Consider the following 22,092-nt stretch of genomic DNA (forward strand, 5'->3'; position numbering starts at 1 on the left):
GGCAGAACGCCCCCGGCGGGCGCCGCGATGTGACCTGCGGCCGTGAGGCGATCGGCACCCGGGTCCAGCCGCCCGCGAGCCTGCGCCGCCGTACGATCAAACGTGGGCTCCGACACCCCCATGGGATCGTGACCGGTTCGAGACGATAGGGTTTGCCGTGTTCGGCGATGAGGCCGACTCGGGTCGCTCCTCGCTGTTCGATCGCCGCCGCGACACGCGGCCGGACCCCGCACCAACGGGTGGGTCCGGACCGGCGGGACCAGGGTGGGCGAGCCAATAACACTCATCTGGCGCACGGCAACGGCATACCAGCGCGGCCGTGGCGCGAAGAGACGAGGAGATGTGTCGAAGTGACCATCCGGGTTGGCATCAACGGCTTCGGCCGTATCGGGCGCAACTTCTTCCGTGCGGCCCTTGCGAAGGGCGCCGACATCGAGGTTGTCGGCGTCAACGACCTGACCGACAACCAGACGCTGGCGCACCTGCTGAAGTACGACAGCATCCTCGGCCGGCTGGGCGAGGAGGTGAAGGCGACCGCGGACGAGATCACCGTCGCGGGCAAGACCTTCAAGGCCCTCGCCGAGCGCGACCCCTCGAAGCTGCCCTGGGGCGACCTGGGCGCGGACGTCGTCATCGAGTCGACCGGCATCTTCACCGACGCCGAGAAGGCCAAGGTCCACGTGGCCGGCGGCGCCAAGAAGGTCATCATCTCGGCCCCGGCCAAGAACGAGGACCTCACGATCGTCTTCGGCGTGAACGAGCACGAGTACGACCCGGCGAAGCACACGATCATCTCCAACGCGTCGTGCACCACGAACTGCCTCGCGCCGATGGCGAAGGTCATCAACGACACGTTCGGCATCGAGCGTGGCCTCATGACCACGATCCACGCCTACACGCAGGACCAGAACCTGCAGGACGCGCCGCACAAGGACCTGCGTCGCGCCCGCGCCGCGGCCCTGAACATCGTGCCGACCTCGACCGGTGCGGCCAAGGCGATCAGCCTGGTCATCCCCGCGCTCAAGGGCAAGCTCGACGGCTACGCGCTGCGCGTGCCGGTCCCGACCGGCTCGGCGACCGACCTCACGGTCACCGTCGGCCGCGACACCTCCGTCGAAGAGGTCAACGCGGCGATCAAGGCCGCCGCCGACGGCCCGCTCGCCGGCATCCTGGTCTACACCGAGGACCCGATCGTCTCCAGCGACATCGTGACCGACCCGGCGTCGTGCATCTTCGACGCGGGCCTGACCAAGGTCATCGGCAACCAGGTCAAGGTCGTCGGCTGGTACGACAACGAGTGGGGCTACAGCAACCGTCTCGTCGACGCCGTCACCCTGGTCGGCACCGGCCTGTGAAGACGCTCGACGACCTCCTGAGCGAGGGCGTCGCCGGTCGGCGCGTGCTGCTGCGCGCCGACCTGAACGTCCCGCTCGACGGAGACAAGATCACCGACGACGGGCGCATCCGCGCGGTCCTGCCGACCATCAACGCCCTGCGTGAGGCCGGCGCCGCGAAGATCACCGTCATGTCGCACCTGGGCCGCCCGAAGGGCGCGCCCGACCCGAAGTACACCCTCGCGCCCGTCGCCGCCCGCCTGAGCGAGCTGCTGGGCGCCCCGGTGGCCTTCGGCGGGGCGGACGGCGACCTGGTGCTGCTGGAGAACCTCCGCTTCAACGCGGGGGAGACCAGCAAGGTCGAGTCCGAGCGCCTGGCGTTCGCGCACGAGCTGGCCGCGCACGGCGACGTCTACGTCGACGACGCGTTCGGCGCCGTGCACCGCAAGCACGCCAGCGTCTTCGACGTGGCCGGCCTGCTGCCGCACTACAGCGGCTACCTGGTCGCCAAGGAGCTCGAGGTCCTCTCGAAGCTCACGGGCGAGGCCGAGCGGCCCTACGTCGTGATCCTCGGCGGCTCGAAGGTCTCGGACAAGCTCGCCGTCATCGAGGCGCTGCTGCCCAAGGTCGACAAGCTGCTCATCGGCGGCGGCATGTGCTTCACCTTCCTCAAGGCCCAGGGCCACGAGGTCGGCAAGAGCCTGCTGCAGGACGAGATGGTCGACACCTGCAAGGACCTGCTCCAGCGGGGCGGCGACAAGATCGTGCTGCCGGCCGACGTGGTGACCGCGGACAAGTTCGCGGCCGACGCGGAGGTGCGGACGGTCGGCGTGGACGCCATCCCGGCCGAGGAGCTCGGCCTGGACATCGGCCCCGAGTCGGTGGCGGCCTTCGCGGCGGCCCTCGACGGGGCGAAGACCGTCTTCTGGAACGGCCCGATGGGCGTGTTCGAGCTGGCGCCCTTCGCCGCCGGTACGCGTGGCGTCGCCGAGGCGATCACCAAGATCGACGGCTTCAGCGTCGTCGGCGGCGGTGACTCGGCCGCGGCCGTGCGCGCGCTGGGCATCCCGGAGGACGGCTTCAGCCACATCTCCACCGGCGGCGGCGCCTCCCTCGAGTTCCTCGAGGGCAAGGCCCTGCCCGGCATCACGGCGCTGGAGGCCTGAGTCATGGCTGAGGTCACCGGACGCCGCCCGCTCATGGCGGGCAACTGGAAGATGAACCTGAACCACCTCGAGGCCATCGCGCTGGTGCAGAAGCTGGCCTTCACGCTCAACGAGCAGCAGCTCAACGACGTGGAGGCGGTCGTCCTGCCGCCGTTCGTGGACATCCGCAGCGTCCAGACACTGGTGGACGGCGACAAGCTGCTCATCGGCTACGGCGCGCAGGACATCTCCGCGCACGTGTCGGGCGCCTACACGGGCGAGATCTCCGGGGCGATGCTGGCCAAGCTCGGCTGCCAGTACGTGGTGGTCGGGCACTCGGAGCGGCGGCAGTACCACCGCGAGGACGACGCCCTGGTCAACGCCAAGGTGAAGGCGGCGCTGGCCAACGGCATCGCGCCGATCCTGTGCGTGGGCGAGGGCCTGGAGGTCCGCGAGTCGGGCGAGCACGTGGGGTACACCCTCGCGCAGCTCGACGCCGGCCTCGAGAAGATCAAGACCGACGAGGTCGAGAAGATCGTCATCGCGTACGAGCCGGTCTGGGCGATCGGCACCGGCAAGGTGGCGACGCCCGAGGACGCGCAGGAGGTCATCGGGGCGATCCGCACCCGGCTGGCCGAGAAGTACACCGGCGGCACCGCCGACCGCGTGCGCATCCTCTACGGCGGCTCGGTCAAGCACGACAACGTCGCGGCGATCATCGAGCAGCCCGACATCGACGGCGCCCTGGTGGGCGGCGCGAGCATCGACGCCGAGGGCTTCGCGAGGATTGTCCGGCTCGGCAAGTAACAGCAGCAGCACAGTGCGTCGCGCGGTCCGGATGCGGGCCGCGCGACGTTTTGCTGTCGCCCCCATGACGCCTACAGTGGCTGCGTCCACCACCCCTTGACCTGGCGTCAAGCCACCGGGCCAGGGCTCACCGCCACGAACGGATGAGCCGGGACCCCGTCGGGCGCGCCGTGAAGGACCAGCATGCCCAGTCGTCGGAAGACCATTGCGACCATCGCCGGACTGGCGCTGCTGGCGACCGCCGGATGCGGCGACGCCGACGCGAAGAACGGGCCGAAGCCGCCGCGGACCGGCGGGACCGTGCACGTGGTGGTGAGCGCCAAACCGTCCCACCTCGACCCGCAGCGGGTCGCCACGGCCACCGAGGCCAACGTCAGCCGCCTCGTCTCCCGGACGCTCACCACGTTCCGGTCGGAGCCGGGCGCGGCCTCCAGCGAGATCGTGGGCGACCTCGCCACCGACGCCGGCCGCCCGAGCGAGGGCAACCGCGTCTGGGACTTCCAGCTCAAGGACGACGTGCGCTGGGAGGACGGCACCCCGATCACGTGCCCTGACGTCAAGCACGGCGTCGAGCGCAGCTTCTCCGGGCTGTTCTCCGTCGCCCAGCCCTACGCCAAGACCTACCTCGCCGACGCGGACGGCTACGCGGGCCCGTTCACCGGCGGTGACAACGGCGGCAAGGGCCTCACGTCCGTGCAGTGCGTCGACCCCCGCAACATCCGCTTCACGCTCAACCAGCCGATCGGCGACTTCGGGTACACGGTGGCCATGTCGGTCTTCGCGCCGGTGCCGGCCAAGTCGGACACCCGGGGCGACTACGACAAGCACCCGGTCTCGTCGGGCCCCTACAAGCTGCAGGAGAACACCGACCAGCGGCTCGTGTACGTCCGCAACCCGTACTGGGACCGCAAGACCGACGGCGTGCGCAAGGCCTACCCGGACAAGATCGTGATCGAGGCCGACGGCGACCTGCCGACCGTCACCTCGAACCTGATCACCAGCGACGGGGACAACGCCGACGCCATCGACCTGGACAAGAACGTCGCGCCGAACTTCGTGCAGCAGGTCATCAACGACCCGGACCTGTCGGCGCGGGCGGTCCAGGGCGGCTACGGCGGCATCCGGTACCTCGCGATCAACAGCCGGCGCATCCCGGACCTGGCCTGCCGGCAGGCGCTGGTGTACGCGTTCGACAAGCGCAAGTTCCGCGCCGCGGCCGGCGGATCGGTCTACGGGGACTACGCGACGACGATGATCGCGCCGCAGCTGAAGGCCCACAAGGACTTCGACGTGTACGACAGCGCCGGCAACGTCGAGGGCAAGCCCGACGTGGCCCTGAAGCTGATGGACGAGCAGCAGAAGAAGGGCAGGCCGTGCGCCGGCGCCCTGACGCTGTCCATCCCGGACCAGAAGGACATCCGGCGCCTCGCGGCCACGGTGGTGGAGACGTATCAGCAGATCGGCATCCAGATCAAGGTCAACGGGATCGACCCGGAGACGTACTTCGACGTCATCGGCAACCCCGGGAACACCAACGACCTGCTGTGGGCCGGCTGGATCCCGGACTGGGCCAACGGCTCGGCGGTCATCCCGCCGCTCTTCGACGGCCGGCTCATCCCGGCCGGGGCCGGCGCCACCAACAACCAGAACTACGGGCTGCTCAACGACACCGACATCAACGACCGGATCTCCGCGGCGCTGGCCGAGTCGGTGCCGGAGCGGCAGTACCGGCTCTGGGGCGAGCTCGACCAGAAGATCGCCGAGCAGGCGGTGGCGATCCCGATCGTCTACATGAAGGCGCTGCGCATGGCGGGCACCAACATCCGCGGCGGCTTCATCCACCCGCAGTTCGGGCAGCCCGACCTGTGCGCGATCGGACTCGCCTAGTAAGCTGGCACCCGCTCTACATACGACCGTGCCCTGACCGCCTTGCCGAGAGGACGACCGCGCCATGACGGCGTTCGCCTACACCCTGATCGTGCTGCTGGTCATCACCAGCGTGCTGCTGACCCTGCTCGTGCTCCTGCACCGTGGCAAGGGCGGCGGCATGTCCAGCATGTTCGGCGGCGGCGTGTCCTCCAGCCTGGCCGGTTCCTCGGTGGCGGAGAAGAACCTCGACCGCTACACCCTGCTGGTCGGCATCATCTGGTTCGCCTGCATCGTGGGCCTCGGCCTCTGGCTCAAAATCGTCCAGAACGGTGGCGCCTGAGCACCTCGCCGTCCACCAGCGTTAGACTCAGCGCGCGGTCCGTGCAACTTACGGGCCGCGCGCAGGTGTTTACGCCCACACTCCTGCACTCCGTAAGACGTCGTACCCCCCGACGAACAGGAGCGAGCAGCCGTGGCAGCTGGCAATGCCATCCGCGGAACACGAGTCGGCTCCGGCCCGGTGCGCTGGGCCGAGCGTGGTGAACAGGCCCCCCGGCGCGCCGTGACCTACTGGTGCGCCAACGGGCACGTGACCGAGCCGGCGTTCGCCGCCGAGATCGAGCCCCCGGACACCTGGGACTGCTCCCGGTGCGGCCTCCCGGCCGGCCGGAACGAGCAGGCCCCGCCGGAGCGTCCGCGGGCCGAGCCCTACAAGTCCCACCTGGCCTACGTGAAGGAGCGGCGCACCGACGCCGACGGCGAGGCCATCCTCCAGGAGGCGCTGGCGCGTCTGCGCCAGCGCACAGGCCGATAGCGGCAGGGGCGCCGGATGCGAGATCCGGCGCCCCTGTTCACGAACCAAGGCCATGACTCGGGTCCGCCGTGGTGCGGACCGTTCCTCCCGCGAGACACCGCTCGGCGCTGGCGCGCCGTCGCTGCCAGGTCCGCGGGTGGTCACCCTTCTCCTGACGGCCGCCGTCAGACGAGGCTGCGGAAGCGGGGCGGCAGTTCGTGGGCCGCGGCGGTGTCGAGCAGCCACAGCGTGAGCTCCCGCCCGTGCACGCCCGCCGCCGGGATCTGGCGCGGGCCCGCGTCGGCGAGGGCCAGGCCCACCGCCTTCGCCTTGCCGTCGCCCGAGGCGATCAGCCACACCTCGGCCGCCGTGTTGATCGCCGGCAGGGTCAGCGTGGTGCGCACCGGCGGCGGCTTCGGGCTGCCCCGCACCGCCGAGACCGGCCGCGACTCCAGCGTCACCGGGTGCTCCGGGAACACCGAGGCCACGTGGCCGTCCTCGCCCACGCCGAGCAGGATCACGTCGAAGTGCGGCAGCTCGGCGTGGCCGGGCCGGGCCGCCTCGGCCAGCGCCGCGGCGTAGCGGGCGGCGGCCGCCTCGGCGTCCTCGCCGTCCGGGCCGTCGGAGGCCGGCATCGGGTGCACCCGGGCCGGGTCGAGCTTCAGCGCGTCGAGCAGCGCCGCGCGGGCCTGGGTCTCGTTGCGCTCGCCGTCGCCGGACGGCAGGAACCGCTCGTCGCCCCACCAGACGTTCACCCGCGACCAGTCCACCGCGTCGCGGGCCGGGCTCTCGCGGATCGCCTGGTAGATCTGGGCGGCGATGCGGCCGCCGGTCAGCGCGACCGTGGCCTCGCCCCGCTCCGCCTGGGCGTCGGTGAGCCGGACGATGAGCCGGGCGGCGGCCGCCTCGGCGAGCAGCCGCGGCTCCGTGTGCACGACGATCTTCGAATGACTCATGAAGCCACGGGCTCCGGCGTGGGCACCGTGCCGGCTTCCGGCTTCTCGGCCAGGGCGGGGTCCTTCCAGATGTGCACGCGGGGCGCGCCGCGCTCGTCGAGCCGGCGCTTGCCGGTGCCGGCCGCCAGCGCGGCCGCGTAGGGCTGGTCGGGGTCGAGCCGGCGCAGCTCCTCGGCGAGCTCGTCGCCGAGCGGGCGGCGGCTCAGCGGCAGGATGCGGTCCGGCTGGCCGGTGCGCTGCAGCGTGGCGACGCCCGCGTTGAGGTCGCGGATCAGGTTCATCGAGTCGCCGTTGTCGAGCACCATGTTCACCGCCTGCATGATCTTGCCGTCGCCGGTCCTGCGGGCCGGGTGCACGCCGAGGCGCGCCTCCAGCCAGCCGCCGAGCAGCAGCGCGGTCGGGTCGTGCTCGGGCGCCACGATCTCGGCCGAGCGCACGCCGATCCGGTTGGCGTCGAACGCCCCGGCCAGCAGGGTGCGCCACGGGGTGATGCGCGACCAGGCCAGGTCGGTGTCGCCGGCCACGTAGTCGTCGGAGCGCACCCGCAGCGCGGCGACCGGGTCCTCGGCCTGGGCGCTGTCGGTGATGCGGCGGTCGGCGACGACGCCCAGCGGGTCGTACGCGATCCGCTCCGGCGGCGTGCACTGCCACCACGTCACCACCGGCACGTCCGGGGCGAGCAGCGGCATGACGACCGACTCGGCGTGCAGCGCCAGCCGGCCCTGCATGCGCATCACGACCGCCTCGCACGGGCCCAGCCGCCCGCCGACGACGATCTCGGCGTCGAGGCGCGACCGCTGCTGGGTGACGTCGGCGCGCACGATGATGAGCAGCCGGCACGGGTGCGCGGAGGCGGCGATGGTGGCCGCCGCCTCGGCCTCGCGGACCTGCCGCTCGTCGACCACGGCGATCAGGGTCAGGGCCAGGCCACTGGTCAGGCCGCCGGCGCTGCGCCGCTCGTTGGCCAGGGCCTTGACCACCTCGATGCCGGTGGTGTCCCACAAACCGATCATGTCCATGTCTCCCTCTTCGGCCCCGGTCAGGCCCGGCGCCAGGCGCGGCCCTCGCGGGCCAGCATCTCGTCGGCGGCCCGCGGGCCCCACTCGCCCGCGCGGTACGGCTCGGGCGTCGAACCCGCCCAGGCCTCCTCGAGCGGGTCGACCACGTTCCAGCTCGCCTCGACCTCGGCCGAGTCCGGGAACAGCGTCTTGTCGCCCACGAGCACGTCGAGGATGAGCCGCTCGTAGGCCTCGGGGCTCGCGTCGGTGAAGGCCTCGCCGTACTGGAAGTCCATCGCGATGTCGCGGACCTCCATGGTCGTGCCGGGCACCTTCGAGCCGAACTTCAGCATCACGCCCTCGTCCGGCTGGACCCGGATGACGAGCTGGTTGTTGCCGAGCATCTCCACGTCCGCGTCGCTGAACGGCAGGTGCGGGGCCTTCTTGAACAGGATCGCGAGCTCGGTGACCCGCCGCGGCAGGCGCTTGCCGGCCCGGATGTAGAAGGGCACCCCGGCCCAGCGGCGGTTCTGGATGCCCAGGCGGGTCGCCACGTACGTCTCCGTCTTGGAGTCCGCCGGGACGTCCTTCTCCTCGAGGTACCCCGGCACCCGCTCCCCGGCGACCCAGCCGGTCAGGTACTGCCCCCGGACCGTGTTGGTGGTCACGTCGGCCGGCACCTTGATGGCGTTGAGCACCTTGAGCTTCTCGGTGCGGATGGCGTCGGCGTCGAACGCGGTCGGCTCCTCCATCGCCACCAGGGCCAGCAGCTGCAGCAGGTGGTTCTGCAGCACGTCGCGGGCGGTGCCGACCTTGTCGTAGAAGCCGGCCCGGGTGCCGATGCCGACGTCCTCGGCCATGGTGATCTGCACCGAGTCGACGTAGTTGGAGTTCCACACCGGCTCGAACAGGTTGTTGGCGAACCGCAGCGCCATGATGTTCTGGACGGTCTCCTTGCCCAGGTAATGGTCGATGCGGAACACGTCCTGGGCGGTGAAGGCGTCGTCGACGAGGTCGTTGAGCTGCTTGGCCGAGGTGAGGTCGTAGCCGAACGGCTTCTCCACCACGACCCGGCGCCAGCCGCCGGACTTCGCGTTGTCCGACATGCCGGTGCGCTCGAGCTGCTTGAGCACGACCGGGAACGCCGAGGGCGGGATCGACAGGTAGAACGCCGCGTTGCCGGGGATGCCGGACTCGTCGTGCAGGTCGCTCAGCGTCTGCGCGAGGTGGTCGAAGGCCTGGTCGTCCTCGAACGAGCCGGGCACGAACTTGATGTTGCCGGCGAGGCGGGACCACACCTCCTCCCGCCACGTGGTGCGGGCGCCGTTCTGCGCCGCCTTGCGGGCCAGGTCCTCGAAGTCGCCGTCGCCCCAGTCGCGCCGGGCGAAGCCCAGCACGGCGAAGCTGGGCGGCAGCAGTCCCCGGTTGGCCAGGTCGTAGACGGCCGGGATGAGCTTCTTGCGGGCCAGGTCACCGGTGACGCCGAAGATGACCAGCGCACACGGCTCGGGGATGCGAGGCAGTCGCCGGTCCTGCGGGTCCCGCAGCGGATTGGTCATCAGTTCACCCTCCGAGGGCGGCCAACAGTTGTTCGATACCGGTTGCCCGGTCGGTCAGATGCAAACGCAGCCACGGCCCGTCGCCGGGGGCGGCGGCGGAGGCGGCCTGGAGCTCACCGAACGTGTACGGCCGGCCGGGCACCCGCACGTCGTTGGTCACCGCGCCGGTGATGAGCAGCGTGGCGCCGGTGCCGGAGGCGTTGCGCGGTCCCCAGCCGAAGGTCACCGCTCGTGCCACCCGCCCGCCGAGGGCGTCACGCACCCCGGCCGCCGCCGCGTCGCCGCCGGGGTCGAGGTGGGCCTCGATCGCCACCCGGCCGCCGGGCGGGACGGTGTGGGTCAGCCCGTCGATCGCGGCGATGAGCGTCGTGGCCGTCGTCTCGCCGTACACCTCGATCGCCCCCTCGACGAGGGCGGGCGTCTCGGCGGGCACGCCGCTGTCGAGCCGGTGCAGCAGCGCGTCGCCGTCGCCGGTGGGCCGCGGGGCCGCCCCGGCCACGATCGCGGCCTGCTCCCAGGCGAACAGGTGCGCGCCGAGCGGGCCGTTGACGGACAGGTCGGGGTTGATGCCGCCGCCGGGCATGATGGCGCGGCCCAGGACGCCGCCGACGGTCACGCCGAGCACGTCGGGGCCCTCGTGGCCCCAGGAGGAGGGGTTCTCCAGCGCGACGGTGACCAGGGCGTCGCCGAAGAGGCGCTCGATCCACGGGCCGAGGCCGTCGATGCCGGTGCCGTCGGGGGCGACGGCGAGCTTGTCCCGCCCGTCGCGCACCGCCGCGGCGATCGTCTCGCCGAGCGCGACGCCCGGCAGCACGGGCTCCGCGGCCGGCTCGGCCTGGCGGGGGGCCGGCGCGGCGAAGCCCGCCGCGGCGCGGGGCGGGGGAGGAGTCTGGAACGCCGCGGCCTCGGCCAGCAGCGCCGCCGTGTCCGCCCCGGCCAGGCCGGCGGGGACGAGGGTGTAGGCGCTCAGCGCGGAGGCGGTCGGCGCGGCGAGGAAGAGCGGCGCGCCCATCTCGCGCGCCACGGTCTCGAACCCGGAGCCGGGCGCGGTCACGACGACGAAACGCCGGCCCACGTCGTGCAGGCCGGCGTCCTCGAACGCTTGCAGGAAGGCCCGCCGATGGGCATCCGCGACGACGGTCGGCTCCGGCACCGCCAGCACGACCACCGTCCGCTCCAGCCGGTCGGCCAGGGCCGCTCGCACCCGGTGCGGATCGGCGGTGTCGAGCACGGTGAGGTCCAGGCCGAGGGTGGCGGCGATCGCCGCGGCCCCGGCGCCCGGCCCGCAGAGCACGACCCGGTCCAGCCCCCGCGCGCGGACGGCGGCGATCCGGTCGGTCAGCTCGGGACCGGGGAGAAAAGGGAAGGGGGCGGGTGCGCCGACCGGCCGCGCGGTCGCGGCGACGCCGAACACCGTGAGTCCGGCCGCCGCCACGACGTCGTCGAGCAGATCAGACACCCGCCACCCCCTGCATGCCCTCATCTTGGCGCCCGTGCACGACGGGCGAGTACCGAATGAGCGAACGACAGAACGCGCGAACGTCAGGACGCGGAGTCCAGCGCCTTCTGCACCGTCTCGATCATTTCCTTGCCGCTGACGCCGAACTTCTCGACGCCCTCGCGCTCGAGGACGTCGACGACGTCGTTGTAGTCGATGCCCAGCGCGGCCAGCGAGTCCATGACCTGCTGCGCCTCGGCGTAGCCACCGGTCACGGCGTCGAGGCGCACCTCACCGTGGTCGGCGAAGGCGTGGATCACCGACTCCGGCATGGTGTTGACCGTGCCCGGGGCGACGAGCTCCTCGACGTAGATGACGTCGCGGTACTCCGGGTTCTTGGTCGAGGTCGAGGCCCACAGCGGCCGCTGGGGCTGCGCGCCCGCGTTGGCCAGGGCCTGCCAGCGCTCCGAGGAGAACTGCTGCTCGTAGAGCTGGTAGGCGAGCTTGGCGTTGGCGATGGCCGCCTTGCCCTTGAGCGCCTTGGCCTCGTCGGTGCCGATCTTGTCGAGGCGCTTGTCGTATTCGGTGTCGACCCGCGACACGAAGAACGACGCCACCGAGCCGATCTTGGACAGGTCGTGGCCGTTCTCCCTGGCCTGCTCCAGACCCGCGAAGAAGGCGTTGATCACGGCCTCGTACCGCTCCAGCGAGAAGATCAGCGTCACGTTCACGCTGATGCCCTGGGCCAGCGTGGCGGTGATCGCCGGCAGGCCCTCCCTGGTCGCCGGAATCTTGATGAACAGGTTGCCGCGGTCGACCAGCCACCACAGCTCCTTCGCCTCGGCGAGGGTGCGGGCGGTCTCGGCGGCGAGCGCCGGGTCGACCTCGATCGAGACGCGGCCGTCGACGCCCCGGCTGGCGTCGGCCGCCGGCTTGAGCACGTCACAGGCCCAGCGCACGTCGTGCGCCATGATCGAGCGCATCGCCTCGGGCACCGAGGTCTCGCGCAGGGCCAGGTCCTTGACCTGCTCGGCGTAGTCCTCGGCGGAGGTGACGGCCTTGGCGAAGATCGTCGGGTTGGTGGTCACGCCGACGACGTGCTGCTCGCGGCGGAGCTTGTCCAGCCCGCCGCTGGTCAGCCGCTGACGGGAGAGGTCGTCGAGCCAGATCGCCACACCAGCGGCGGCGAGCTCGGCCAGCCGATCGGAACTCATCGCGTTCTCCTTAGGTGCTTCAGTTGCCGGTGGTGCTGCCGGTGATCTCGCCGACCTTGGCGAGGGAGGCGTGCGCGGCCGCCACGACCTTGTCGGCGGTGAAGCCGAACTGCTCGAACAGCACGGTGTAGGGCGCGCTGGCGCCGTAGTGCTCGATGCTCACCGGGACGCCGCAGTCGCCGAGGATTCCCCGCCACGACATCGCGATGCCGGCCTCGACCGTCACGCGGGCCTTCACGCCGGTCGGGATGACCTGCTGGCGGTAGGCCGCGTCCTGCTCCTCGAACCACTCCTGGCACGGCATCGACACGACCCGGGTCGGGGTGCCCTCGGCCTCCAGGCGCTCCTGGGCCTGGACCGCGAGCTGCACCTCGGAGCCGGTGGCGATGATGATCACCTGGGGCTGGCCGTCGGAGGCGTCCTTCAGGATGTAGCCGCCCTTGGCCACGTTCTCCGCCGGGGCGTAGACCGTGCGGTCCAGGGTGGGCAGGTTCTGCCGGGTGAGCGCGAGCGCCACCGGCTGGTCCTTGCGCTCCAGCGCCACCTTCCAGGCCTGCGCGGTCTCGTTGGCGTCGCCGGGGCGGACCACCGCGAGGTTGGGGATCGCGCGCAGCGCCGACAGGTGCTCGATCGGCTGGTGCGTCGGGCCGTCCTCGCCGAGGCCGATCGAGTCGTGCGTCCACACGTAGATGACCGGCTGGTGCATCAGCGCGGCCAAGCGCACCGCGGGGCGCATGTAGTCGGAGAAGACGAGGAACGTGCCGCCGTAGGGGCGGGTCGGGCCGTGCAGCTTGATGCCGTTGAGGATCGCGCCCATGCCGTGCTCGCGGATGCCGAAGTGCAGGGTCCGGCCGTACTCGTCGCCGGGGAACGCCTTCGTGGCGTATTCCGACGGCAGGAACGAGGGCTCGCCCTCCATCGTCGTGTTGTTGCTCTCCGCCAGGTCGGCCGAGCCGCCCCACAGCTCCGGCAGCACCGCGGCCAGCGCGCCGAGGGTGTCGCCGGACGCCTTGCGCGTGGCCACGCCCTTCTCGCTGGCCGGGAACTCCGGCAGCGACTTCTCCCAGCCGACCGGCAGCGCGCCGGACAGCAGCCGGTCCAGCAGCGCGGCGCGCTCGCCGGCGCCGTCGCGCCACTGGGCGAAGGCGTCGTCCCACTTCGTGTGCAGCGCCTTGCCCCGCTCGATCGCGCCGCGGGTGTGCGCGAGGACCTCGTCGGCGACCTCGAACGACAGCGTCGCGTCGAAGCCGAGGACCTCCTTGGTGGCCTTGACCTCGTCGGCGCCCAGGGCCGAGCCGTGGATCTTGCCGGTGTTCTGCTTCTTCGGGGCCGGCCAGCCGATGATGGTGCGCAGCGCGATGAACGTCGGCTTGTCGGTCACCGCCTTGCCGGCCTGGATCGCGTTCCACAGCGCGTGGACGTCCTCCTTGTAGACCCCGTCGCCGGCGTCGTGGCCCTTGCGCCAGTCCACGACGTGCACGTCGAAGCCGTAAGCCTCGTAGCGCTTGGCCACGTCCTCGCTCTTGGCGACCCGGGTGTCGTCCTCGATCGAGATCTCGTTGTCGTCGTAGATGACCGTCAGGTTGCCCAGCTTCTGGTGCGCGGCGAGCGCGCTGACCTCGTGGCTGATGCCCTCCTCGATGTCGCCGTCGGAGCACAGCACGTAGACATCGTGGTCGAACAGGCTCTCCCCGGTGGCCGGCTCCGGGTCGAACAGGCCGCGCTCGCGGCGGGCGGCCATGGCGAAGCCGACCGCGTTGCCGATGCCCTGGCCCAGCGGGCCGGTGGTGGTCTCGACGCCGGCGGTGTGGCCGTGCTCGGGGTGGCCCGGGGTCAGCGAGCCCCACTGGCGCAGCGACTTCAGGTCGTCGATGCTCAGCCCGTAGCCGGCCAGGTACAGCTGGATGTACAGCGTCAGGCTCGAGTGGCCGCAGGAGAGCACGAAACGGTCGCGCCCGAGCCAGTTCGGGTCGGTGGGGTCGTGCTTCATCACCTTCTGGAACAGAAGGTAGGCGGCCGGGGCCAGGCTCATCGCGGTGCCGGGGTGGCCGTTGCCGGCCTTCTCGACGGCGTCCATCGCCAGCACCCGGACCGTGTCGACGGCGCGCCGGTCGACGTCGGACCAGGACAGCTCGGGACCCTTGACCTCTTCAACGCTCACGGCGGTGCTGCTCCTGTCGAACGGCGAGGTTTGCGTATTTCCTCGAAAGGCTTTGAAGGGGTAATCAAGTCGACCCTACCCACGATCGGGTACCCCCACGCGCAGTCGACCATGTTTCGGACATCGGCGACACTGCCTGCGGCAACGGTAGTCGATGGCCGCATCAGCGTTCAGGGCGCCGATGAGCCGCGATGGTCCAAACCTGGATCGGTTCAGCTCTCAGCGAAATCGGACACGTCCTGACTCTCCTCTCACGCGCGCCGGTCACGGTCCCCCGGGGTCGCCGTCCGAGCAGCCACGATCCTGTTCTACGATGCGGGAGCCCGCTGATCTCGGCGGGATTCCCCGCTCCGCCGCATGGCCTCGCCCCGGGAAGGTGGCAAACCAGACGTGACGCAACTCGTCGACCACGGTGTCGCTGACCAGCTCACGTCCGCCCCGGTCCGTCCGACCACGGCGGGTGCCCTCGCCCTGGCCCAGCGCCAGGAGGAGACCCGGCGACGCGCGGGTCTCGGTGCGATCGTCAAGGCCTACGTCTCGCTGACCAAGCCGCGCATCATCGAGCTGCTGCTCATCACGACCGTCCCGGTGATGTTCCTCGCAGACAAGGGCCTGCCCTCGCTGTGGCTCGTCCTCGTCGTGCTCGTCGGCGGCTCGCTCGCGGCCGGCGCCGCCAACGCGCTGAACTGCTACATCGACCGCGACATCGACCAGCTCATGAAGCGCACGTCGCGGCGCCCGCTGGCCACGCACACCGTCTCCCCGCGCAGCGCGCTGATCTTCGGACTCACGCTCGCCGTGGTGTCGACGGTGCTCATGGCCACCTTCACCAACCTGCTCGCCACGCTGCTGACCGTCGGCGCGATCGCCTACTACGACCTCGTCTACACGATGTGGCTCAAGCGGACCACGCCGCAGAACACCGTCTGGGGCGGCGCCTGCGGCGCGGCGCCGGTGCTCATCGGCTGGGCGGCGGTCACCGGCGGGCTGTCCTGGACGGCGTGGGTGCTCTTCGCGGTCGTGTTCCTGTGGCAGCCGCCGCACTTCTACGCGCTGGCGATCAAGTTCAAGGACGACTACGCCCGGGCCGGCATCCCGATGCTCCCCGTCGTGCGCAGCCTGCGCCGCGTGGGGCTGGAGACGGTGATCTACAGCTGGCTGACCGTCGGCGCCTCCGTCGCGCTCTGGCCGATGGGGATGACGCCGCTCTACGGCGTCGTCGCGGTCGTCACCGGCGCGCTGCTGCTCGTCGAGGCGCACCGCCTGCACGGCCGCGCCCGGCGCGAGGAGCCGCTGAAGCCGATGCGGCTGTTCCACTGGTCCGTGACCTACCTGACGCTGCTGTTCGTCGCCGTCGCCGTCGACGCGCTGATCCAGTAGCGGCGCGAGCCAGCAGCGGAGCGAGCCAGCAGGAAGGCAAACACAAATGGCCGGAACCCCCGGCCATTTGGGCGCCTAAGCGAAAGTTAAGCCGGAAACGCCCGATTTTTTGGCACGTCCTCTCAGGCGCGCACCGCACGTGACACATGTCTCGCTTTACGCGCCGGAAACACTTGAAGAAAATCCCGATATTTACGGACATTGCCGCGCTAAACGCCTGACGTGTGGCTTAAACCTGTTGGTAAGAACGATCACAACCGGCGCCGACTTCATCCGCACGTGGCCCGCCGTCCCTCTAGTGTGGCCGTCATGGCAGATGGTTCCGATACGACGATGACCCTCAACCGTCCGGTTCCGGGCGGGCTGATCGCGGGCCTCAAGTCCTTCGCGGACGACCATGGCGGCGCGAAGGCGGTCATCGAGTACGTCGGCCGGCGCGGTGCCCGCATCGTGCTCGTCGGGGAGGACGGCGTCTGGGGCGACCAGATGGCCGAGGGCACGGACATCGCGCGTTCCGCCTGCGCCCAGGCCGGCGTCACGATCGAGAACGCCTGGGAGCGCGAGCTCCTCGAGCACATGCGGCCGAGCAACGACCTCTGGCGCTCGATGGGGCGTCGCACGCTGTCGCGCTAGGACACCCCGAACCCGCCCGCCGCGGGTATCTTCGCTGCGTGAATCATGATCGTTCCCTTGTCAACGCGACCCGGGCCGCCGCCCGGGTCGCTCTCGTTACCTGCACCGACCTGCCGGACCTCGACGAGGACGACCGGGCGCTGATCCCGGCCCTCGCCGCGCGGGGCATCGCGGCGGAGCCGGTGCCGTGGGACGCCGCCGGGGCCGACTGGGCCGCCTACGACCTCGCGGTCGTGCGCAACACGTGGGACTACGCCAAGCGCCGGGCCGAGTTCGTCGCCTGGGCCCGCTCGGTGCCGCGGCTGGCCAACCCGGCGTCGGTGATCGAGTGGAACACCGACAAGCGGTACCTGCGCGAGCTCGCCGAGGCCGGCATCCCGATCGTCCCGACCACCTGGGTCGAGCCCGGCGACGCCTTCGTGCCGGAGGGCACCGGCGAGATCGTGATCAAGCCCGCGGTGAGCGCCGGGAGCATCGACACCGGGCGGTACGACCTCGGCTCCCAGGCCGCGCTCGCCGCCGAGCAGGTGCGCCGGCTGCAGGAGGCCGGGCGGCTCGTGATGATCCAGCCGTACCTCGACGCCGTGGACACCGCGGGGGAGACGGCGCTGCTGCACTTCGACGGTGCGTTCAGCCACGCGATCCGCAAGGGCGCGATCCTCACCGGCCCGTACGTCGAGGGCGACCTGCTGTACCAGAACGAGAACATCTCCCCGCGCACCCCGTCGGACGAGGAGCGCGCGCTCGCCGCCCGCGTGCTCGCCGCGCTGCCGGTGCCGGCCGGCGAGCTGCTGTACGCCCGCGTGGATCTGCTGCCGTCCCCGGACGGCCCGGTGGTCATCGAGGTCGAGCTGGCGGAGCCGTCGCTGTTCTTCAGCCACGCGGAGGGCTCGGCGGAGCGCTTCGCCGCGGCCGTCGAGCGCCGGTTGGCGCTCAGGTAGGTGCCGCCCGTGCCGATGTGACCGGGGTGAAGCGGCGCATCGGCGCGGGCCTGGCCCTCTTCGCGACCCTGGTCACCGGGGTGGCGGGGTGCAGCATGCCGCCCGGCCTCGGCGGCGCCGGCACCGACGGCTCGACCGGCGGCAGCAAGGGCTCGGGGAAGGTCGTGAACCTGCCGGAGAAGACGGTGTACCTGCGCGGCGACACGGTCGACCCGTCCGCCGGCCTCACCACGGGCGCCCCGGTGCGGGGCCCGATCGCGTCCATGTCCCCGTTCCCGTCGCGCACGCCGCTCACCGCCGCCCCGAGCTACAGCCCCACCGAGTGCACCGGCGCCTACCGCCAGGGCGTGGTCAACGGCGCCGACGTGGCCCCCGGCACCACCTCGGCCGTCGTGAGCTGGTGGAACATCGGCGACCCGGCGCTGGTCGAGTACCGCCTCGCCGCCGTGTCCCAGGACCTCTACATGGGGCCGCAGCCGACCTGGACCTGGCAGACGGTGCCCGCGGGCAAGGGCTGCAGCCGGGTCAGCGCGACCGTCACCGGGTTGAGCTCGAAGGTGCCCTACGTCTTCGTCATCCACGCCGTGCTCAAGAAGTACGAGACGCTGCCCCCGGTCGAGCCGGAGGTGGCCCGCAGCAGCGCGACCGTCATGCTGTAGGGCATGGGCACCCACCGCGCGCCGGAGCTGACCGAGCCGACCCTCCTCACCTTCCACGACGCCGCCACCGGCGAGCACGTCGAGCTCAGCGCGTCCGAGCTCGGCGGCTGCGCGGCCCAGGTCGCCGGCCTGCTGCGCGAGGGCTGCGGGATCGACGAGGGCGGCCGGGCCGCGGTGCTGCTCCCGCCGCACTGGCTCACCGCCGCGGTGCTCATGGGCGCCTGGTCGGCCGGGCTGCGGCTGTCGCTGCAGGACACCGCGACCGCCGGGCTCGACGTGCTCGAGCCCGGCGCGGACCTGCCGTACGACGTGCTCTTCGTCGCCGCCGACCGGATCGGCTCCTGGCTGGAGCGCATCCCCGACGCCAAGCACCGGTTCTCCCTGTTCGCCGAGGAGGCGCCCGAGGGCTACCGCGACCTCGAGGCCGCCATCGACGAGTTCTCCCCCCACATGCCCGCGCCCGGGCGCACGCGGGCGAGCGACGCCGTCACGCCCGACGGCACCACCTACGGCTCGTTCGGCGCGATCGCCGCCGAGCTGGCCGAGCGGATCGGGCTGCGGGCCGGCGACCGGCTGCTGGTGAACGCGGCCACCCAGGAGCACCCGCTCAAGTGGCTGCTCGCCCCGCTGTCGGCCGGCGCGTCCGTGGTCATCGCCGCCAACGCGGGCCCGGAGGCGTTCGCCGCCCTGGCCGCGTCCGAGCGGACGACGCACAGCCTGCAATGACAACCATTCGGTTGTTAAACCGCCGAGTTGTCGGTACCGTCGAGGCATGGTGGTCACCGACGAGCTGAGCCTCGTCTTCGCGGCCCTGGCCGATCCGACGCGCCGGGCCATCCTGGAGCGGCTCGCCGAGGGCGAGGCGACGGTCCAGCAGCTCGCCGAGCCCTTCGCGATGACCCAGCAGGCGGTCTCGAAGCATCTCAAGGTGCTGGAGAAGGCCCGGCTCATCTCGCGCACCCGCAGCGCCCAGGCCCGGCACTGCGCGCTGGAGGGCGAGCGGCTGGCCGAGGCGGGCGGCTGGATCGAGCGGCACCGGGCCCTCTGGGCGGGCCGCCACGACCGGCTCGGCGAATACCTGGAGCGGCTGTGAGCGAGCTGACCTTCAGCCGCGTCCACCGCGCCTCGCCGGAGCTGCTGTTCGACTGCATGACCCGGCCCGGGCACCTCACGCACTTCTGGGGCCCGGCCGGCACCACGACCCCGCTCGACGGGATCGTGGTCGAGCTGCGGCCCGGCGGCCGGTTCGAGACGACGATGGTGGGCGCGGACGGCTCGGCGTACACCATGCGGGCCGTCTACGCCGAGATCGACCGCCCGCACCGGCTCGTCTGGATCGAGCCGGAGGTCGAGGGCGGGATGCGCACCGAGGTCACCTTCGTCGATCTCGGCGACGGGCGCACCGAGGTGACGACGCGGCAGACCAACGTCCCCGAGGCCTACTTGAGCGCCCGGGCGCGGGCCGGCTTCGCCACGAGCCTCGACCGTTTCGACGCCTACCTGGCCACTCTCTAGGAGCCCCGATGCCCACCGTCACCTCCGCCGACGGCACGCCGATCGGCTACGAGTCCACCGGCTCCGGCCCGGCCCTGGTGCTGGTCGACGGCGCCTGCTGCTTCCGCGCCGCCGGTCCGATGCGCCCCCTCGCCGCCGCCCTCCAGGACCATTGCACGGTGTACTGCTACGACCGCCGCGGCCGCGGCGAGAGCGGCGACACCCAGCCCTACGCGGTGCAGCGCGAGATCGAGGACCTCCAGGCGGTCGTGGCGGCCGCGGGCGGCACGGCGAGCGTCTACACCATGTCCTCGGGCGGGGCGATCGGGCTCGCGGCCGCCGCGCAGGGCTCGGGCATCGCCGCGCTGGCGGTGTACGAGCCGCCGTTCGCCGGCACCGACCCCGCCTACACCGAGGCGCTGACCGGCCTGCTGGCCGAGGGCCGCCGCGGCGACGCCGTCGCGCTGTTCCAGTCGCGGGTCGGGATGCCGCCCGAGGCCATCGCCGCCTTCCGCGCCTCGCCCGGGTTCGCCGTGCTGGAGGGCATCGCCCCGACGCTCGCGTACGACGACGCCGTGCTGCGGCCCGGGCACCTGCGGCCCGAGGTCGCCGCCGCGATCACGGTCCCGGTGACCCTGATCGCGGGCGGCGCCAGCCCCGGGTTCCTGCGGGAGGCGGCGCGCTCGACCGCGGCCGCGATCCCGGGCGCGCGGTTCGAGGTGCTCGACGGCCAGACCCACGGCGTCGAGCCGGCCGCCCTCGCCCCGCTGCTCGTCAAGCTGCTGTCGTGACGATGGGCCGGCGGCGGGCGCCGGTCACCGCTTCGTGCCGAAGGCGTCCAGCGCCCGGTCGATGAGCGGCCCCACCGCGTGCAGGTCCCCGGTGACGCCGCTGCGGGCCAGGTTGTCGCGCATGACGTCGGGGTGGACCAGCAGCCGCTCCAGGGCCGCCCGCAGCCACGACGCGGCCGAGCCGGTCGCCACGAGGAGCTCGCGCAGCGGGCGCCACTCCGCGTGCCAGGCGCCGGCCGCCCCCTCGTGCTCGTGGGCCATCGCGGCCAGCAGGTTCGCGACCAGGCCCGGCGCGGACGCGGCGCAGCCCAGGGCGCATACCGCGGCGATCGGGTCGCGCCGGTGCGGCCCGGCCGGGGAGCCGCCCGGTGGGGAGGCGGAGACCTCGTCGACCTCGTGCTGGGCGAGCAGCGTCAGGTCACGGGCGATCTTGGCCACCGCGCCCGCCGCGGAGCCGAGGGCGCCGGCCAGGTCGGCGATGCGGGTCCGCTCGGTGTGCCAGGGCAGGGCGGGCTCGCGCAGGCCCAGCACCGTGGCCAGGCCCTCCAGCACGTCCGGGCCCGCGTCGCCGAAGGGCGCCAGGGTGCCCGCGGCGCCGCCGAACTGCACGGCCAGGCGGTCGCCCCGCACCTGGTCCAGGCGGCGGCGGGCGGCGTCGAGGCCGCCGAGCCAGCCGGCCGCCTTGAGGCCGAAGGTGGTCGGGGCGGCCGGGCGCAGGAGCGTGCGGCCCGCCATGGCCGTGTCCCGGTGCTCCCGGGCCAGCCGCGCGGTGAGCTCGGCGCAGGCGCCGAGGTCGGCCAGCAGTGGCCGCAGCGCGCGGGCGGCGACCAGCATGCCCGCGGTGTCGATGACGTCCTGGCTCGTCGCGCCCCGGTGCACGGCCGCGGCGTGCTCAGGCACCGCGCGGCGCAGGGCCTCCACCAGCGGTTCGACCGGATCGCCGCTCCCGGCCGCGGCCCGGCCGATCGCCGCCGCGTCGAACGCCTCGGGGCGGGCGCACGCGGCCCCGATCGCGTCCGCGGCGGCCTGCTCCAGCAGGCCGCTGAACGCCTGCACCTCGGCCAGCGCGGCCTCGACCTGCAGCATCGCGGTCAGCCAGGCGTCGTCGCCGACCGCCGCGGCGACCTCGCCGCGGGCCAGCACCTCGCCGAAGAGGCTCGAAGTCGGTCCCATGGGTTCCCCGCTGTGTGTACGACGGCACACCATGGTATCGAGCCGTACGTGCTCGTCCGGCCACGTTGCGTGAACATTGCGGGGGCAGGTGGGGGCACGGAGTGGGTCGACGGCACGGCGCCGGGGCGTCGTCGCCGCCGGCGCCGTGACCCGGGTTACAGGAAGTCGGTGAATCCCGGCCGGAAACGGTCATCGGGCTTGCCGAATGCCGTGAACGCCAGACCGCCCCGCGGTTCGACCCCTGGCAGGTGTTCGATCATTCGATCGTGTTCAATCACACACGCCAATGACTGTGTGAGATCGGACTCGAGCTGGTGGACCGCCTCGTCGAGGTCCTCCTCCCGCCGTGACCAGTCGATGTCTGCCTCTCGCAGCTGCTGACCGGCCAGCTTCGCAACGGCCTCCGGATCGGTGACCGCAACCTCCAGGCGGCAGTAGATCTGCATGATGAGCGGTTCCGTGTGCCCCATTGCAGAAGAGTTGCACACCCCTCATCCGGCACCATAGAAAGTGCAGATGAATTTACAACTTGGCAATGATGGGTAGGCCTGATGGTCTCGTTCATCCGCAACGTGTCTCGATGCCGGTGATCCTTTCTCGCCGACCACCGCGACGGCCCGGACGCGGGCTGGGCGGTGCTCGGCGACCCTGAGGGCAACGAGTTCTGCGTGAACCGCGCGACCAGGTGAGGGATTCGTGGTGATCCCGTGGAGGCGGCCACTGGAGCCGCCGGTTCGGGGCAGCATC

Annotated in this window: 22 protein-coding genes; 14 read left to right on the plus strand and 8 right to left on the minus strand. The window is 71.9% G+C overall.

The genetic code is table 11. The features are described 5' to 3' along the window. Positions 1 to 350: 350 nt before the first annotated feature. The 6 genes from gap (at position 351) to ABT369_RS24460 (ending at position 5,969) form a co-directional block, all read left to right on the plus strand. Positions 351 to 1,355 carry a type I glyceraldehyde-3-phosphate dehydrogenase gene (gap, locus tag ABT369_RS24435; protein WP_350615193.1) on the plus strand — a complete coding sequence of 335 codons (1,005 nt, stop codon included), beginning with the start codon at positions 351 to 353 and terminating at the stop codon, positions 1,353 to 1,355. Further along, positions 1,352 to 2,500 carry a phosphoglycerate kinase gene (locus ABT369_RS24440; RefSeq protein ID WP_350615194.1) on the plus strand — a complete coding sequence of 383 codons (1,149 nt, stop codon included), beginning with the start codon at positions 1,352 to 1,354 and terminating at the stop codon, positions 2,498 to 2,500. Before gap ends, ABT369_RS24440 begins: the two co-directional genes overlap by 4 nt. A gap of 3 nt (positions 2,501 to 2,503) precedes the next feature. After that, positions 2,504 to 3,286, plus strand: coding sequence for a triose-phosphate isomerase (tpiA, locus tag ABT369_RS24445; RefSeq protein ID WP_350615196.1), 783 nt, complete (start codon positions 2,504 to 2,506; stop codon positions 3,284 to 3,286). A gap of 183 nt (positions 3,287 to 3,469) precedes the next feature. Then, the gene (locus ABT369_RS24450) at positions 3,470 to 5,173 is read left to right on the plus strand and encodes an ABC transporter substrate-binding protein (RefSeq protein ID WP_350615197.1); all 1,704 of its coding nucleotides are present in this window, start codon (positions 3,470 to 3,472) and stop codon (positions 5,171 to 5,173) included. 64 nt (positions 5,174 to 5,237) lie between these two features. Then, positions 5,238 to 5,495 (plus strand): preprotein translocase subunit SecG, encoded by a 258-nt coding sequence (gene secG, locus ABT369_RS24455; protein ID WP_344614412.1) that lies wholly within the window; start codon positions 5,238 to 5,240, stop codon positions 5,493 to 5,495. A 132-nt stretch (positions 5,496 to 5,627) separates the two neighbouring features. Then, positions 5,628 to 5,969 (plus strand): RNA polymerase-binding protein RbpA, encoded by a 342-nt coding sequence (locus tag ABT369_RS24460; RefSeq protein ID WP_350615198.1) that lies wholly within the window; start codon positions 5,628 to 5,630, stop codon positions 5,967 to 5,969. 164 nt (positions 5,970 to 6,133) lie between these two features. On the opposite strand, the gene pgl is transcribed toward ABT369_RS24460, so the two are convergent. The 6 genes from pgl to tkt form a co-directional block, all read right to left on the minus strand. Continuing rightward, the gene (pgl, locus tag ABT369_RS24465) at positions 6,134 to 6,904 is read right to left on the minus strand and encodes a 6-phosphogluconolactonase (RefSeq protein ID WP_350615199.1); all 771 of its coding nucleotides are present in this window, start codon (positions 6,902 to 6,904) and stop codon (positions 6,134 to 6,136) included. Continuing rightward, entirely contained in the window at positions 6,901 to 7,917 is a 1,017-nt protein-coding gene (locus tag ABT369_RS24470) for a glucose-6-phosphate dehydrogenase assembly protein OpcA (protein ID WP_350615200.1), read from the minus strand. Before ABT369_RS24470 ends, pgl begins: the two co-directional genes overlap by 4 nt. Before the next feature lie 26 nt (positions 7,918 to 7,943). Then, positions 7,944 to 9,461 (minus strand): glucose-6-phosphate dehydrogenase, encoded by a 1,518-nt coding sequence (zwf, locus tag ABT369_RS24475; protein ID WP_350615201.1) that lies wholly within the window; start codon positions 9,459 to 9,461, stop codon positions 7,944 to 7,946. Between the two features lie 4 nt (positions 9,462 to 9,465). Beyond that, positions 9,466 to 10,920 (minus strand): glucose-6-phosphate isomerase, encoded by a 1,455-nt coding sequence (locus ABT369_RS24480; protein ID WP_350615203.1) that lies wholly within the window; start codon positions 10,918 to 10,920, stop codon positions 9,466 to 9,468. An 83-nt stretch (positions 10,921 to 11,003) separates the two neighbouring features. Then, the gene (tal, locus tag ABT369_RS24485) at positions 11,004 to 12,113 is read right to left on the minus strand and encodes a transaldolase (protein ID WP_350615205.1); all 1,110 of its coding nucleotides are present in this window, start codon (positions 12,111 to 12,113) and stop codon (positions 11,004 to 11,006) included. 19 nt (positions 12,114 to 12,132) lie between these two features. Continuing rightward, positions 12,133 to 14,274, minus strand: coding sequence for a transketolase (tkt, locus tag ABT369_RS24490; protein WP_350615207.1), 2,142 nt, complete (start codon positions 14,272 to 14,274; stop codon positions 12,133 to 12,135). A 390-nt stretch (positions 14,275 to 14,664) separates the two neighbouring features. Between tkt and ABT369_RS24495 the strand changes: the two genes are divergently transcribed. From ABT369_RS24495 to ABT369_RS24530, 8 genes are all read left to right on the plus strand, one after another. Then, on the plus strand, positions 14,665 to 15,654 hold the full coding sequence (locus tag ABT369_RS24495) for a heme o synthase (protein ID WP_502891817.1): 990 nt from the start codon (positions 14,665 to 14,667) through the stop codon (positions 15,652 to 15,654). 309 nt (positions 15,655 to 15,963) lie between these two features. Then, positions 15,964 to 16,287, plus strand: a complete 324-nt coding sequence (locus tag ABT369_RS24500) for a hypothetical protein (RefSeq protein ID WP_350615209.1) — start codon at positions 15,964 to 15,966, stop codon at positions 16,285 to 16,287. Between the two features lie 38 nt (positions 16,288 to 16,325). Then, complete coding sequence (locus tag ABT369_RS24505) at positions 16,326 to 17,228, plus strand: ATP-grasp domain-containing protein (protein WP_350615210.1); 903 nt, start codon at positions 16,326 to 16,328, stop codon at positions 17,226 to 17,228. A gap of 26 nt (positions 17,229 to 17,254) precedes the next feature. Continuing rightward, complete coding sequence (locus ABT369_RS24510; protein ID WP_350615211.1) at positions 17,255 to 17,887, plus strand: hypothetical protein; 633 nt, start codon at positions 17,255 to 17,257, stop codon at positions 17,885 to 17,887. Between the two features lie 3 nt (positions 17,888 to 17,890). Continuing rightward, entirely contained in the window at positions 17,891 to 18,613 is a 723-nt protein-coding gene (locus ABT369_RS24515) for a TIGR03089 family protein (RefSeq protein ID WP_350615212.1), read from the plus strand. Between the two features lie 46 nt (positions 18,614 to 18,659). Then, positions 18,660 to 18,980, plus strand: a complete 321-nt coding sequence (locus ABT369_RS24520) for an ArsR/SmtB family transcription factor (RefSeq protein WP_350615213.1) — start codon at positions 18,660 to 18,662, stop codon at positions 18,978 to 18,980. Next, positions 18,977 to 19,402: an SRPBCC family protein gene (locus tag ABT369_RS24525; protein ID WP_350615214.1), complete on the plus strand. Its 426-nt coding sequence runs from the start codon at positions 18,977 to 18,979 to the stop codon at positions 19,400 to 19,402. The genes ABT369_RS24520 and ABT369_RS24525 overlap by 4 nt, the downstream gene beginning before the upstream one ends. 8 nt (positions 19,403 to 19,410) lie before the next feature. Next, positions 19,411 to 20,172, plus strand: a complete 762-nt coding sequence (locus tag ABT369_RS24530; protein ID WP_350615215.1) for an alpha/beta fold hydrolase — start codon at positions 19,411 to 19,413, stop codon at positions 20,170 to 20,172. A 24-nt stretch (positions 20,173 to 20,196) separates the two neighbouring features. On the opposite strand, the gene ABT369_RS24535 is transcribed toward ABT369_RS24530, so the two are convergent. After that, positions 20,197 to 21,345 (minus strand): lyase family protein, encoded by a 1,149-nt coding sequence (locus ABT369_RS24535; protein WP_350615216.1) that lies wholly within the window; start codon positions 21,343 to 21,345, stop codon positions 20,197 to 20,199. A 155-nt stretch (positions 21,346 to 21,500) separates the two neighbouring features. Then, positions 21,501 to 21,791: a hypothetical protein gene (locus tag ABT369_RS24540; protein WP_350615218.1), complete on the minus strand. Its 291-nt coding sequence runs from the start codon at positions 21,789 to 21,791 to the stop codon at positions 21,501 to 21,503. Positions 21,792 to 22,092: the final 301 nt, after the last annotated feature.

This window comes from Dactylosporangium sp. NPDC000244, assembly GCF_040300725.1.
Taxonomy (GTDB): domain Bacteria; phylum Actinomycetota; class Actinomycetes; order Mycobacteriales; family Micromonosporaceae; genus Dactylosporangium.

Excerpts from the sequence above, each read along its gene's own strand:
- tpiA (WP_350615196.1), top strand. The coding sequence starts at position 2,504 with ATGGCTGAGGTCACCGGACGCCGCCCGCTCATGGCGGGCAACTGGAAG.
- ABT369_RS24450 (WP_350615197.1), top strand. The coding sequence starts at position 3,470 with ATGCCCAGTCGTCGGAAGACCATTGCGACCATCGCCGGACTGGCGCTG.
- secG (WP_344614412.1), top strand. The coding sequence starts at position 5,238 with ATGACGGCGTTCGCCTACACCCTGATCGTGCTGCTGGTCATCACCAGC.
- pgl (WP_350615199.1), bottom strand. The coding sequence starts at position 6,904 with ATGAGTCATTCGAAGATCGTCGTGCACACGGAGCCGCGGCTGCTCGCC.
- ABT369_RS24470 (WP_350615200.1), bottom strand. The coding sequence starts at position 7,917 with ATGATCGGTTTGTGGGACACCACCGGCATCGAGGTGGTCAAGGCCCTG.
- zwf (WP_350615201.1), bottom strand. The coding sequence starts at position 9,461 with ATGACCAATCCGCTGCGGGACCCGCAGGACCGGCGACTGCCTCGCATC.
- tal (WP_350615205.1), bottom strand. The coding sequence starts at position 12,113 with ATGAGTTCCGATCGGCTGGCCGAGCTCGCCGCCGCTGGTGTGGCGATC.
- ABT369_RS24500 (WP_350615209.1), top strand. The coding sequence starts at position 15,964 with ATGGCAGATGGTTCCGATACGACGATGACCCTCAACCGTCCGGTTCCG.
- ABT369_RS24515 (WP_350615212.1), top strand. The coding sequence starts at position 17,891 with ATGGGCACCCACCGCGCGCCGGAGCTGACCGAGCCGACCCTCCTCACC.
- ABT369_RS24520 (WP_350615213.1), top strand. The coding sequence starts at position 18,660 with ATGGTGGTCACCGACGAGCTGAGCCTCGTCTTCGCGGCCCTGGCCGAT.
- ABT369_RS24530 (WP_350615215.1), top strand. The coding sequence starts at position 19,411 with ATGCCCACCGTCACCTCCGCCGACGGCACGCCGATCGGCTACGAGTCC.
- ABT369_RS24535 (WP_350615216.1), bottom strand. The coding sequence starts at position 21,345 with ATGGGACCGACTTCGAGCCTCTTCGGCGAGGTGCTGGCCCGCGGCGAG.
- ABT369_RS24540 (WP_350615218.1), bottom strand. The coding sequence starts at position 21,791 with ATGCAGATCTACTGCCGCCTGGAGGTTGCGGTCACCGATCCGGAGGCC.